The organism is Parafrankia sp. BMG5.11 (assembly GCF_004337455.1).
In genome coordinates, this window is record NZ_SJXI01000134.1 from 18414 (window position 1) to 32531 (window position 14118).

The following is a 14118-nucleotide window of genomic DNA, read 5'->3' on the forward strand; positions in this document are numbered from 1 at the left end:
TAGCGCCCGCCAAGCTCTTTACACGCGACAGCGGCCTCTGCCGTGCACAAATATCAGGAGCGCGCATGAGACGACGCCGGCCAGGTCGATTAGCCCCGCTTCTGCTCTCCCTCGTGGCGGTCACGGCTCTGACCAGTGTCGCGGCCTGCGCTGACGACGTTGGCGGAGACACGCCCACCCAGACAGCGACGCCGACCGTCAACGCGGCGAGGCGCACCGGGACGACCGTCACGGGACCGACGACCAATGGCGACCGTCCGAACCCCTTCTCGCTCCCGGTGTTCGACCTCGCCAGCTATGGCTACACCGCCCAGGAGTTCATCCTCGACGGCAACGCCACCTCCTACGCCCCGGCGCCGGGCACGCAGCTCGGTACGGATGGCCGCTGGACGTTGCGGCCGGCCGCCACGGCACCGTTCAGGACGCGGATTCTCGTGATCCGTCCCAGCGAGCCCAGGAAGTTCAGCGGCACCGTCTGGCTGTCCTGGCTCAATGTGACGGCCGGATTCGAGATCGGCAGTTTCACCCACGAGAGCGTGCGCGACGGCGACGCCACCGTTTACGTGTCGGCTCAGAAGGTCGGCCTCGACGGAGTTCCCGGGGCCGAAGGAAACGGCCTGCGGAACTGGGACCCGCATCGTTACGGATCGTTGACCCATCCCGGCGACAACTTCTCCTACGACATCTTCACGAAGGCCGCGCTCCTCGTCGGGCGCGAGCGTGGAGAGCTGCCGGTCGACCCGATGGCAGGATTTGACGTCAAGCACGTGTTCGGCACCGGCGCATCCCAGTCCGGCTTCCGCCTGACCTCCTACCTCAACGGCGTCCAGCCCCTGAGCAAGGCACTCGACGGCGCTCTGTTGATCACCAGCTTCGGGCGCGCGGCCGATTTCCAGATAGCCGCGGAAGCCGACGACGCCGCCGCCTCGCTCGCCCGGCCGCCCACGCGAATCCGCGATGACCTCGGCATCCCGTCGATCCTCGTGAGCACGGAGACCGAGGCGGAGTCGATCTACCCGGCGCGTCAACCGGACTCGGCCACGTTCCGATTCTGGGAGATCGCGGGTGCCGCCCATGCCGGGGGCGGTTCCGACACCATCGGCGACGTGGTCAAGCTCTTCACCCGCGACGGCCTCACCCTGCCCACGGCCGCCCTCGGGTCGACCTCGGGCGCAGTCGGCGCGACGGCGGCTCCGAACTCGCTCAACTGGCAGCCGGTCGTGTCCGCCGCCAGCGCGGACCTGGTGAGGTGGGCCTCAGGTGGAGCCCCGCCGCCGTCACTGCCCCGCATCGCCTTCGCCGGAAACCCGCCGCGCATCGAGCGGGACACCTACGGCAACGCCCTCGGCGGTATCCGGATGCCGGAACTCGAGGTTCCCGTCGCGACCTACAGCGGTACCGTCCCGGGCGCCTCCCTGATGGACTCCCTGTTCGGAACGATGTCGCCCTTCCCGACCAACCGCCTGCGGACCCTCTACCCCGACCGCCAGACCTACCTCGCTGCCTACGACCACGCCGTCGACGAAGCCGTGACAGCCGGGTACATCCTCGCCCGCGAGGCACCTGCGCTCAAGGCGACCGCGGCGGCCAACGCAGCCGAGCTGTTCCCCGAACGCTAGTGCTGAGTCGAACATGACTCAGTGTGAGGCCGTCAGGGTGGCCGCTGAAGAGGCCGCATTCCGTCGGACGGCGTCGTCCCCTCCCTCGCGTGTGCCGCGGCTCCTCGTAGCCTGGTCGAATGACGTGGCGAGCGCTGCACATCTCACAGCCCATCGAACGCGCCCCCGCGGCGGTCGCGGCCTTCGCCGGGAACCCGGAGAACCTTCCCCTGTGGGCGGCGGGCCTGAGCAACGGCATCCGGCTCGAGGAAGGGCGCTGGGTGACGGATTCACCGATGGGAACGGTCGAAGTCTCCTTCACGGGTCCGGTGCAGCACGGTGTGCTTGACCACGATGTGACGCTCCCGGACGGAACGGTGGTTCACAACCCGCTCCGAGTACTGCGCAACAGTGAGGGCAGCGAGGTCGTCTTCACGCTCTACCAGCTGCCCGGCGTGGCGGATGGCGACTTCGATCGGGACGCGGCGCTCGTGCGTGCGGACCTTGGACGCCTGCGGAGCCTCCTGGAGTCCTGACGCGGGGCCATTGACCGGCCTGCATGAACACCCCCACTCCGCAGGCCTGGCGGCCCCGTGGACCAGCACCGTGGTCGACGGACGCCGACGACTCCGGCTTGATCCGCCCCGTTCCGAATACCCTTCACCCACACCGGCGACACCTTTCCCGATTGGCACCCGAAGGGTCCGCGCGTCAGGCAGCCTGCCATTCGGCCTCCCCGAAGGTGCAGGTCACGTAGGCATCCGAGAGCACCGTGACCGTCGGCTGCGCCACCGTCGCGACACGGTGCATCTCCCGGCCACAATGCGATCCCGTGGTGAAGTCCCATTCCTTTAAGATCATCCGATGGTTGACTTCCTCCGGCCCGGATGCGATCCGTTCCGCCCAGCCTCGGTCCGCGTCCGCGTAGGACACGTAGAAGTCAATGTGCGGCGAAGCCCCGGCCCGCCCCACGACCACGGGGCCGCTGCTGCCTGACGGGGCCCCGCCGCCACACCTATAGCGGACAGTGATTTATTCGGTACAGCTCAGGGCCGTCACCGTCGACCACCCAGATATCGGCCTCCGTGCGCCGCGGTATCCCGTAGGATGTCGCCACGATCGACTACACCTTGACCACGTTCTTGTCATCGGCCTCCTAGCGGACTTACCCCATCCGGCAGGGGCCGCATTCCATCTCAAGCCCAACGATGAGGGCTGGCGCCGGTATGGCTAGCGTCCGGCGTTCGGATCGGTGCTCGCCCCCCGGAGAACGTCGAAGCTGCCCGAGGCGGCGACTCGATGACCCAGTCGTACGAGACCGTCGAGGAAGCTGTGCTTGCCCAGGCCGCGCGCTGGATGCGATCGGCAGCATGAAACCGGCCGCCACCTCATCGACGACTTCAGAGCCGAACTTGACACGATCGAGCGGGTGGGACGCCGAGATCTTCAGTGCCGGGCCCACCAGGAAGCGGTGCTATGACCAGCCTGGAGCAGCTGCGGGGCTATATCCTGGAGGAGGTGTTGGCTCGGCTCCTTTACGAGAGTGGGTACCGCCTGCTGGTATCCGAGCTGCAGGACCCCGAGGCACTGAAACGGGGCGCACACGGGCTCCTCGTACGCGGTCGTGGCACGGATCACCAGGCCGATGTGCTCGGCGAGTTGACCTTGCCGGTTCCGTTCTCGCTACCTCTACGTATCTTCGTCGAGGCGAAATATCGTACCGCGAAGACGGGTCTAGGTGACGTGCGGAATGCACATGGAGTCATCCACGACGTCAACGAGCATCACTCGACGGCGTCGGCGGGCTCACGCGCGATCCCGATGCGACGCTACCACTACCGGTACGCCCTATTCTCCACCTCCGGCTTCACCAAGCCCGCCCAGCAGTTCGCGCTCGCCCAGCAGATCTCCCTTGTGGACCTGTCGAGCCCGGGTTTTTCCAGGTTGCTGAGCGCCGTCGACCACACCGCACGGAGAGTCTACGAGCTTGCCGAAGATACGCGGGTTTCGCCGTTGCCCACCGGACAGGTCCGTACCGCTCTCAGGCTGGCCTTCGACACATGGACCAATGTGGAGTCCGACGAGATCAGCACGGAGAACCCCAATGACTGGTTCGGCTTCGAGAGGCGTGCGCGTCGAGCCCTACGGGCAGAAGAACTGAACCCGGCACGGCGAGAGGCTGAAGCTCTTCCCCGAGATCGCCTGGCCTTCCTTGCCGCCGAGTCTGTCGGGCAGCTGGGCGAGAATCTGGTCTTCGCGTTTCCGTCCGCACCTTTTGTGCTGGCTCTGCGGCCTGCTGACCTCGCCGCGCTCGACACCTACGTCGCACACAATGGGCCCGAAATCGGCGTGAGCATCCAGTTCGTGACCCGACGCGAGGTCACCGGCGACTGGATAATCGTGCCCGCTGACGGTTCCCGGGCTTTTCAGCTCCAGTTCTCGCTACCGGCGCTGCTGGAGGACTGGCTCCTTTATGACGAGCGCACGGCTGGGCAGCGCGCCCGCGGCATCAAGGCCGACCTGCTGTCCTCGATCTCGCTGTTTCGAGCTGGCCGCCTCATCCGGCTAAACTATCAACGGCCACACCGAGGGTGACGGCGGCATGCCGGTCGTGATGTAAACGCCCTCTGCGGTCCCGCGGACTGCTGCCGACGCTGCCCGCTTTCATCGGCAGTGACCGCGACCTCAATCGAGTCGACGATCTCGCACTCGATGCTCGAGTCGGGCGTCCGCACGTACAGCAGGTCAACGTCTGCTTCGTCGATGTCGTCGCCGCGAGCCACCGGGCCACAGATGGACAACTGGACGACACCGTAGCGCCAGCGCCTTGGTGATCCGGCTGTCACGAAGGTTGACGGTCACACCCGCAGCACGCCCCAGGCAGCCACGACCGCACGGGTCAGGTTCTGCGTCGCGCGACGCTGGTGTCATCCGTCAGACCCGGAACCGGGGCCTCCCCAGCGAGGCGGCGGACGGATCCGACCGGCAACTCCGCCACATCGGGCACAATCAGAACACTCCGCGCCGAGGGTCCCGCGGGTGGGTCTCCTGCAGGCCGCGGTCTGCGCGATCCACTTGTACCGCGCGCGGGCGGACCGCCGCTCCGAAGTGAGATCCTCATTCTTGCGCTCCGTTCGGCCTCTGACCAGGGACGATGTCCGGTGAACCACGAGCGGCACTGTCATCCGGCAGTCGAACGCGGATTCGCGCCGCCCGGTAGTGCCTCTATTGCCGGAGAGACCGCGAGCCGCGTTGTCCTGACGTTTTCCAGATGATGTGGACTCACCTCGCTCGCCCGTCGAACTCCACCGGTCCCGCAGGCATCTCGCACTGCACGCACATGACGAACCACCAGAGCGGCGCCCTCTGTCGCCGATGTAATAATCGCGGCGCGGGCCGGCATACGGGGGCGGGCCCGGACGGGGGTAGACCTTGTGTCGTCAGAGGGCCGGTGGGACTTCTTACTCTCCTATGCCGCGTCGGACCGCGCCTGGGCCGAGTGGGTCGCCTGGCAGCTGGAGTCCGCGAATTATCGAGTCCTGATCAAGGCGTGGGATTCCGTGCCGGGATCGAACTGGAGTTCGCATATTCAGGCGGGCATCGTGGGCTCGAGACGCACGATTCTCGTGCTCTCCGCGGCCTACCTGCGGTGTCTTGACGACGCGCCCGAATGGCAGGCGGCCATCGCGGCGAATCCGTCCGGATCCGACCGGCGCCTGCTGCCCGTCCGCGTCGAGGAGTGCGAGGCGCCGGGCCTGCTGGCTCGCCTGGCCCCGATCGACCTGTTCGACGTCTCCCCTGAGTCGGCCCGGGACACCTTGCTGCAGCTCGTCCGCCATGCCCTGGACGGCCGTGCCAAGCCCACCGCCGAGCCGGCATTCCCCCGTCAGACGCCGGCCGCCTCCGCGGCTCGACCCGCGCCAGCCTTCCCCACCATCACTCCGAGGCCGGCTGGCGCGCGCAGCCCGGCCAGTGTTCCCAATCCGGCTGACCTTCTGAGCAGGACCGACAGACCGGACCGGTTCGTCACGCCGGTGCCGAACCCCGCCGTGCGGGACGCTGGCGTCTCCACCTCTCCGCCAGCCCGCCCGGCCCGGCCCGGCGTCGCGCTCGCCCGGCGGGAAGCGTCCGAGACCTGTGAGGCGCGGCGTCCGGCCGCCCAGGCCCGCGGCGGCGCGCGTACCTCGCGGGCCCGGCTGACCACCACGCATTCCGGCGGGCCGGCCGGGGATCCGCACGCTCCGCCATCAACACCGTCCTCACCGCCACCGCCACCGCCCACTGGTGAGGCGAGTTCTCCTGGTCCGACCGCCGGCGGCCGTGCGATGGCGGCACCGTCCTGGCCGGTCGGCACGATCGCAGTTTCTGCCGCATCCTGGGCCGCGTTGCCGACCTCGCGGTTGACCTGGCTCAAGGGAACGACGGACGCCGCTGTGCGTCGCGCACTCGACCCGCTGCCGGATGACGCGCCCGCCGCCGTCGCCTACCGCCCACCCGTGCTCCCATCCATACCCGCCCACCAGCAAGCGCTGCTCGACGAGTTGGAGACGGTGGCGATGGCGATGCTGCCCGCCTGGCTGCCCGAGAGCGAGGCGATCGAGTCCGCGGGTGGAGCGGCGCCGGCGGCGATACGGGACCTCGCATCGAAGACAGCCGACGCCTGGGGGATCTCGTCGCGGTACCTGGCCGATCTCGCCGAGCGCGCGCTGCGTGGCGGACCGCGACCACGGACCAGCCGCTTTCCGCCGGATATTCGCGCGGTGGGGGCCGCCCAGGCCGTCGCCTCGGGGTTCGGCCGTGCGGACCTGGTGCTGGTCGTCGATCCAGCCGCGCGGGAATCGCGTCCTGCCGAGCAGCGAGCACTGCTGGACGCGTTGGTGTGGTTCGCCTACCAGGGCCGTGTCGGTGTCTGGCTGACCGGTCAGCCAGACACGCCACACGCCGACCGGATCCAGGCTCTGCCCTGTCCGGCGACCCCCGCGAACAACCGGTTCACCCGTGCCGTCCCGGCCGGCTCGACGGTGGCGCCGGTCGCACCGCCCACGGCGGCTCCGCGATCCCCACCCGCGGCGCCGGGCACCTCCGCGGCGCCAGCCATCTCCGTCCCGGAACCGCCGGCGGCGACCGTACCGGCGGTGCGGGGGCGGCCACATCCGGCGAGCCGGGCGGAGCAGCAGCTCGAACGTGCGCTGAGCCGCCAGGCCTGGGCGCGTGGCCGGGCCTGGAACCAGCCGCACCGGTCGGGACCGCTCTCAGCGCTGATCTACGTCGACCTCGCGTGGTTCGCGCAGCGGGTCGTCGTCGAGGTGGACGGCCCCGAGCACCGTGGGATGGCGCACTACGAACGCGACCGCTGGCGGGACAACGAACTCGGTCTCGAGGGTTTCACCGTCCTGCGGTTCACCAACGAGGCGGTTCTCTGCGACGTGGACCTCGTCATCAGCCAGATCGAGCGCTGCGTAACGGCACGCCGGACACCATCGGAAGAGGCAACCAACCCATGACCCGCGACAGCTCGGCCTCCCCCAGCGGCTCGGCCACCCGCGACACGACGGCGGTCACCGTCCGGCAGGCAGCGATCCTGCTGGCTCTGGTCGCTCAGGGCCAGCCCATCTCCAACAGCGAGCTGCGGGACCGGTTCAGCTTCACCCTGGTCGGCGACGACCGGCGTCGCCTCAACGACCTCGGCCTTGTCGGCAGCGAGAAGATTCGCGGCCACGGCAACGTCCTCTTCCACACGCTGACGGACGCGGGCTGGAACAGGGCGTCGCGAGAGCTGACCCTGCGTGCCGACTTCACGAGGCTCAGCGTGCCCGCCGGCGTCTTCTTCGCGTTCGCCGAAGGGGTGGCCCGGCTACTCACGCGTGAGCAGCGGGCGATCGGCGAAGCGCTTGGTGCCTACGCCGGGCCACCCGATCCGGGCCCAGCCGTTTCGCCGGAGGCGGCGGAGACGGAGACGGCGGCGGCGGCGGCGGACACGGAGGCCGATCGGAGCGGGAATCCTGCCAGCCTGGAGACGACGATCCGGGCAGCGTATGCCAGCCTGGCGACCGACGCTCATGACTGGGTGCGGCTGGCCGACGTCCGACCACTGCTCGGAAGCGTCGACCGTAAGCAGGTCGACCAGGTGCTGCGGCAGATGGCCCGACGGCCCGACGTGCGGGTGGTGCCGGACGAGGACCAGAAGTCCCTGACGGCCGCCGACCGCGCGGCCGCGGTCCGCATCGGTGAGCACGACAACCATCTGCTGCTGATCGGGCCGGTATGAGCGCCGAGCTGGAGGCGCTCGCCGCCATCAAACTCGACTGGGTACACGGGCTCGAGGACGTCTGGCGCGATTCGCCGGTGCACGTCGACGGCGTCCACGTCGAGCCGCGCCGGCGCATCCTCGCGGCTCTGGACCGGCTCGGCGACCGCAAGCCGCCAGGCATCGTCGTGCAGGGCCAGGCCGGCGCGGGGAAGACACACCTGCTTGGCTGGGTACGTCAGCAGGTCGAACGGCAGGGCGGCTACTTTTTCCTGATCGGCCCGGTGAGTGGGGACGCCTTTGCCGAGAGCGTCGTCTCGGCGATGCTCACCAGCCTCTTCCGGACCGTCGACGGCGAGGCGGAGGTCCGGCGCTTCCTGCTGGCGCTGTGCGCGCGGTTCGGCGTGCCGGCGGAGCTGGCCGCCGCGGTCGTCGGAGACCGTCCGCTGGAGCCAGTTCACCTCAAGGACCTCGTCGTCGCGTTCTTCGACCACGACCGGGCGCTGGCCCGCGAATGCCAGCACACGCTGCGCGCCCTGATCCTCTACAACGCGGACGACTACGACGCCCAGGCGGTCGGCGAGACCTACCTGCGGTCGATGGACGAGCAGGAGCCCGGCGAGCGGGCGCACCGCGGCATGCTGGCCCGGACCCGCCCACCGATGGAGATCGCCCGCGATCTGTCCCGACTGCTCGCGCTGACCGGACCGAGTGTCATCGCGGTTGATCAGGTCGACGGGGTCGTCGCCGAGCTCACGGCACGTGACGAGGCAGCGGACAGCGGCCTGGGCGGCTTCGACGGGTCGGGTGCGGTGCGGCTGAACATGCTGGCGGACGGCCTGCTCGTCCTGCACGAGCGCATGGAACGGACGCTGTGCCTGCTCGCCTGCCTGCCGGTCAGCTGGATCCAGTTCCGTGAGCGGGCGGTGGCCTCCATGCGCGACCGGTTCTCGGCGACCATGCCACTCAACCGGCTGGACGACCCGGAGATCACAGCCAGGATCATCGAACGCCGGTTCCAGGAGGACTTCGACCGCATCGGCTTCGCCCCGCCCTATCCGACCTGGCCGGTGGCCCGGTCGGCCTTCGACCACGCGCCCCAGTACACCCCGCGCGAGCTGTTGCAGCGCATCGACCGACATCTCCAGGAGTGCCTGTCCACGGGCGTCGTCCGTGAACTGTTCGACTTCGCCGCCGCGGACGAGAACGACATCGTCGATGTTCGGGACAACGGTGACCACGACATCACCGTCAGCACGGATTTCACCGATAGCACCGACCTGGACGGCGAGCGCCCGGATCGGCTGGGGCGCGGGGACCAGAGCGGCGGTGGGCGCGGCCGAGCGGCTGACAGGGTCGGCGCGACCAGTCCCGAGGTGCTCAGCGCGCTCGACGCCCAGTTCGCCGAGCTACGAGCGGGCGCGCCGCGCGTCACGGCAGCCAACGAGGACATCCTCGTGCCCGTGCTGCTGACCGCCGGACTGTCCGCGTGGATCATCGAGAACGGCGGAGCGCACGACTACAGCCTCGAACCGGTGCCGAGCACACGCCCGGCGCTGCACGCCCGGCTGACACGCACCGTCGACGCCGACACCGGCGAGCAGCTGCACTGGTGCTTCCGGGCGATCACAGCCAGCCATGGCAATGCGGTTCTGCCGCGCATTATCGCGGCCTCCACCGCCGCCGCCATGGTCGCTGGCAACCCTCGGCGACGGCTGTTCCTGCTTCGGAACGCTCCGTGGAGTCCAGGGAAGAAAGTGCAGCAGGCGCTGGTCGCGTTCAGCGCCGCGGGCGGCCGCACCCTGCGGTTGCACGCGGGCGACCTGGACACCTTCGCGGCGTTGCGGACCCTGCTCGACCAGCGCCCCACCGGGCTGCGCGCGTGGCTGGCCTCCCGGCGCCCCGCCAGCGGCACCTGGCTTCTGCGGGAGGCGCTCGGCGGCGCGGTCGGCACCGAACCGACCAGCGCATACCCGACCAGCGCAGCACTGACGAGCACTGGCCCGACGGGCTCCGCCGCCCTAGCGCCCTGCGCTCCCACCATGACGCCCGGTCCCGACCCTCGGGGCAGCGCTGGTGACGCCGGCCTTGAGTCCGAGCCTGCGACCGAGCCCGGCCCCGTGTCCCCGCCGCAGGTCGGGCCGGGTCCACGCTCCGTGGCACCCTCCACCGATGGTGTTCGTTCGTCCTTCGCTCCCTCGGACGACCTGGGTGGCGGTGTCGCGGGCCAGTCCACGCTCACGCTCGGCACGGCGGTGCGGGGAGACGCGCCGGCCCGGATCGACCTGGCCGTGCTACGCCGCCATGTCACGATCTTCGCCGGATCGGGCTCGGGCAAGACGGTGCTGATCCGCCGGCTGATCGAGGAGTGCGCGCTTCGCGGGGTGTCCTCGATCGTGCTCGATCCGAACAACGACCTGGCCCGCCTTGGCGATGCCTGGCAGAACCCGCCGACCGCCTGGAGAGACGGCGATGCCCGACTCGCTGCCGAGTACCTGGCCGCCACGGACGTGGTGATCTGGACGCCGCGTCGCGACGGCGGGCGGTCGCTGACCTTCCAGCCGCTACCGGACTTCGCCGGGCTGCGCGCCGACCCGGACGAGTTCGAGGCGGCGATCGACGCGGCCGTCGCGACGCTGGCCGTCCGAGCGAACGTCACCGGGAACACGAACCGAGCCAGCCTCGGACGGGCAGTTCTGACCGCGGCGCTGCGCCATTTCGCCCGCGGTGACCGGACTGGTCTGACCGCGTTCATCGAACTGCTGGCCGAACTGCCGGACGGGGTGGCCGACGACCTCGACCCGGCGGGGAAACGCTCCGCGGAGCTGGCGCAGACGCTACGAGCGGCGATGGTCAACGATCCGTTGTTCGGCGGAAAGGGCGAGCCGGTCGACCCTGGAACGCTGCTTGTCCCCGCGCCGGGGCAGCGTGCCCGGGTCTCGGTGATCAGCCTCGTGGGGCTGCAACATGATGAGCAGCGCCAGAGCTTCGTCAACCAGCTCCAGCTCGCCCTGTTCTCCTGGGTGAAGCGCAATCCGGCCGGAAACCGGCCCCTCGGCGGGTTGTTCGTCATGGACGAGGCGCAGACGTTCGCCCCGTCCGGCCCGCCCACCGCCTGCACCGCGAGCACCCTGGCGCTCGCCTCGCAGGCCCGCAAGTACGGCCTCGGGCTGGTCTTCGCCACCCAGGCGCCGAAGAACCTGCACAACGGAATCCCCGGCAACGCCACCACACAGATGTTCGGCCGGCTCAATGCCCCGGCCCAGATCGAAGCTGCCCGGATGATGGCCCGCGCCTGCGGCGGCGACGCCCCGGACATCGGCCGGCTCGCCGTCGGCGAGTTCTACGCCACGAGCGAGACCCTGCCATTCACCAAGATCCGCACACCGATGTGCCTGAGCCACCATCCGCCTTCGCCGCTGACCGCCGAGGAGGTCATCACCCGCGCCCGCCCGGACTGACCGCATGATCACGGCGACGAGGCTGCCGTAGTACCAGCCGTGGGCTCGGGCGACGGGGCGGGATAGCCCCATCCGAGTGCCGACAGGACCATCGGTCGCGTGCGCCGTCGACGGGACGGCGGTCGTGCGGCGATCGAGGGAACCAGGCCGAGATATCACCTCATCTCGGAGCACTCTACGAGCAAAAGTCCCAGGTCGGAGCGGTCATCGAGGTCCCGGACCGGGCGAGCGCCCATGGTCACCCGCGACCTGCCGCATGCTTCCCGTCTCCTACTCCGGCTGTGGCCGCTCGCCACCTCCTCGCGGATTCCCCATCACTACCGACGATTCCGGTTGTTTACTTCCATTAGCTTGCAATATCCTGCAGAAGTTACAGCTTGCGACCGACAATTAGCGTATCGGCGGCGATGATGTCAATCTCCTGATCGTGCGAGGCTGCCCGCCGCTCCACGCAAGCACATTGAAGATCGGGAGTCACATGTCCCTGAAACCTGATCCAGATGCAATGCGCCAGTTCTGCGACAGGGCCCTTCCCGGCATGCTCACCGAGGCATGCGATGTGCCGGTGGAGGAGAGCGCGGCCATAGCCGGCGATGTGCTACAACGGGCCGAGGCGATGGCCGCCCTCGACCAAACGGCCCGGCAGGTGATCTCCGCCCCGTTCTTCGAGGAGTCGTTCGACCACGACCCTGCGGATGCATCGCCCTGGTTGAAGGCGGTGACCACGGTAGTGGTCCGCAACAGCGCGCTCGAGGTGCCGCACACCCGCGGTGTCGTCAACGTCGGCGGCATCAAGGCGATCACCACGTTTGCGGCCGGACCGTTGTCCCATCTACTTGCCAGCGCGCCCGGCCGACTCGGCGGCGGGATGTTCGGCGGGCTGGCGGCGCGCTATCCACGTGCCTGGTCCGCCCTCGAGGCCTTGCGCGGGCTCCTTGTCGACGGTGGAGGCCGGGCGTCCTACCGACTACCGGTGGCGGCCAACCCAGAGCTGCCGACCGATGACGAACTGGTCGACGCGCCCACGGCGACGGCGGCCGGAGCGTCCTCGGGCTTTCTCCGGCAGGTCGTCTGCAGCGGGATCGACCCGAGGTTCGACCGGGCTCTGATGGCCGCGCTGAGGACGGCCGAGACCGAACCGGGTTTCGTGTTCGTGGTGAGTGCGCTGAGTCGGATCTCCCGGAACAGCGAGAAACTGTGCCGTGTCCTGGAGTTCCTGCTCGCCTGTGACGCCCGGGTCCTGACGACGAACTGCCTGATCGCCGCGGACGCGGTCTACCTCCGGAGGTCTCACCTTGTCCGGCCTGACTCGACGGACCCCGTCGCCGGACTTACAGATCAAACTGGAATCAGCGGTGTTCACCGTAAGACGATCCAGACCTGCCTGCGTCAGGCCGCCTCGCCCGCGTGAGTCTTAACCTCGGGCTTTCACCGGGGTGATCGTCTGTTGGGGTGCCGGGAATAGGAAAGTGCTCCCGAGCTGGGAGGATCGGGCTTGCTGAGGGCCTGATCGATCCCGAACCGAGGAGCACCTTCGCGGTGAAGACTACCGCTGTGTACCCGTCTGTCCGCGTGGACGCCGCCGGGCGGGGAGTCGTGTCGCAGGCGGGCGGGTTGCTGCTGACCGAGACGGTCCGGGTCAGCGGGCTGGGGCAGGCGGTGTTGGCGCCGTGGCGGCCGGGCCGGGCGGTGCACGACCCGGGCAAGGTGCTGTGCGATCTGGCGCTGTCGCTGGCATTGTCAAGTACCGGGTTTGATGGAGACAGTCAAACCAGGAGGAAGCGGACGAGATGGCAGCGCCGAGGAAGTACCCCGACGAGCTGCGGGAGCGCGCGATCCGGTTGGTGCTGGACGCGAGAGCCGAGCCGGGGGCGAGCGCGAAGGGCGCGTGCCAGCGGATCGGCGCGCAGCTGGGGGTCTCGCCGGAGACGCTGCGGGTCTGGGTCGCGAAGGCCGAGGTCGATGCGGGGACGAAGCCCGGGGTACCGACCGAGGTGGCCGCCCGGCTGGCTGAGCTGGAGCGGGAGAACCGGGAGTTGCGGCGGGCGAACGAGATCCTGAAGTCGGCGTCGGCTTTTTTCGCGGCGGAGCTCGACCGCCCGCGCCGGTAGTCCACGACTACATCGACCAGCACAAGGAGACGTTCGGGGTCGAGCCGATCTGCGCGGTGTTGAAGGACGCCGGCGTCCAGGTCGCCCCGAGCACCTACTACGCCACGCGGAAACGGCCACCGTCAGCCCGGGCGGTCACCGACGAGGAGACCCTGAAGGAGATCAGGCGGATTCATGCCGAGAACTACGGCGTCTACGGGGTGCGGAAGATCTTCGCGCAGCTCGACCGCGAGGGCGGGGTCGCCGGCCGGCACGTCGCCCGCTGCACGGTGGCCCGGCTCATGCGCGGGGACGGCCTGCGTGGCGTGTCACGGGTGCGCTCACCGCGCACGACGGTCCGGGCGAAAGGCCCGGACAGTCGACCTGACCTGGTGCGACGGACGTTCGCCGCGTCGGCGCCGGACAGGCTGTGGGTCGCCGACATCACCTATGTCCGCACCTTCTCCGGCTGGGTCTACGCGGCGTTTGTTCTCGACGTGTTCTCCCGGAGAATCGTCGGCTGGCAGCTTTCCACGAACCTGTACACAGAACTCGCGCTCGACGCGCTGAACATGGCGATCTGGACCCGCCAGCGTGCCGGCGCCGACCTTTCCAACCTGATCCACCACTCCGACCGCGGGGTTCAGGGCGGATTCAACTGGTCGTCGCAACACCTCGATCCGGAGGTGTGGAAATGGGACGGCCGGCGGATTGGACCGAGA

The 14118-nt window shown here is 69.2% G+C and carries 10 protein-coding genes, 1 pseudogene and 1 other annotated feature; of the genes and pseudogenes, 10 read left to right on the forward strand and 1 reads right to left on the reverse strand.

All coding sequences use genetic code 11. The features are described from left to right. Positions 1–65 precede the first annotated feature (65 nt). The gene (locus E0504_RS46875) at positions 66–1619 is read left to right on the forward strand and encodes an alpha/beta hydrolase domain-containing protein (RefSeq protein ID WP_112107602.1); all 1554 of its coding nucleotides are present in this window, start codon (positions 66–68) and stop codon (positions 1617–1619) included. Between the two features lie 119 nt (positions 1620–1738). Beyond that, complete coding sequence (locus tag E0504_RS46880; protein ID WP_112107601.1) at positions 1739–2134, forward strand: SRPBCC family protein; 396 nt, start codon at positions 1739–1741, stop codon at positions 2132–2134. Between the two features lie 175 nt (positions 2135–2309). On the opposite strand, the gene E0504_RS46885 is transcribed toward E0504_RS46880, so the two are convergent. Continuing rightward, positions 2310–2576, reverse strand: a complete 267-nt coding sequence (locus E0504_RS46885; protein ID WP_160144306.1) for a toll/interleukin-1 receptor domain-containing protein — start codon at positions 2574–2576, stop codon at positions 2310–2312. A gap of 498 nt (positions 2577–3074) precedes the next feature. On the opposite strand from E0504_RS46885, the gene E0504_RS46890 reads away from it, so the two are divergent. From E0504_RS46890 to E0504_RS46925, 8 genes and pseudogenes are all read left to right on the forward strand, one after another. Then, complete coding sequence (locus E0504_RS46890; protein WP_112107599.1) at positions 3075–4193, forward strand: restriction endonuclease; 1119 nt, start codon at positions 3075–3077, stop codon at positions 4191–4193. A gap of 839 nt (positions 4194–5032) precedes the next feature. Continuing rightward, positions 5033–7102: a TIR domain-containing protein gene (locus tag E0504_RS46895; protein WP_131627738.1), complete on the forward strand. Its 2070-nt coding sequence runs from the start codon at positions 5033–5035 to the stop codon at positions 7100–7102. Beyond that, positions 7099–7866, forward strand: coding sequence for a hypothetical protein (locus tag E0504_RS46900; protein ID WP_131627740.1), 768 nt, complete (start codon positions 7099–7101; stop codon positions 7864–7866). Before E0504_RS46895 ends, E0504_RS46900 begins: the two co-directional genes overlap by 4 nt. Then, complete coding sequence (locus tag E0504_RS46905) at positions 7863–11306, forward strand: AAA family ATPase (RefSeq protein WP_112107596.1); 3444 nt, start codon at positions 7863–7865, stop codon at positions 11304–11306. Before E0504_RS46900 ends, E0504_RS46905 begins: the two co-directional genes overlap by 4 nt. 478 nt (positions 11307–11784) lie before the next feature. Continuing rightward, the gene (locus tag E0504_RS46910; RefSeq protein WP_131627742.1) at positions 11785–12717 is read left to right on the forward strand and encodes a hypothetical protein; all 933 of its coding nucleotides are present in this window, start codon (positions 11785–11787) and stop codon (positions 12715–12717) included. Positions 12718–12845: 128 nt separating this feature from the next. Then, positions 12846–13046, forward strand: a pseudogene (locus tag E0504_RS46915) (IS1380 family transposase); the annotation flags it as partial. Positions 13047–13096: 50 nt separating this feature from the next. Next, a complete protein-coding gene (locus E0504_RS46920; protein ID WP_131627744.1) occupies positions 13097–13417 on the forward strand; it encodes a transposase in 321 nt (106 codons plus the stop codon). Further along, positions 13378–13506: a sequence feature (AL1L pseudoknot), on the forward strand. It overlaps the preceding gene by 40 nt. After that, positions 13465–14118, forward strand: a 654-nt coding sequence (locus E0504_RS46925) for an IS3 family transposase (protein ID WP_243657956.1), incomplete at its 3' end; no start/stop codon positions are given. It overlaps the preceding feature by 42 nt.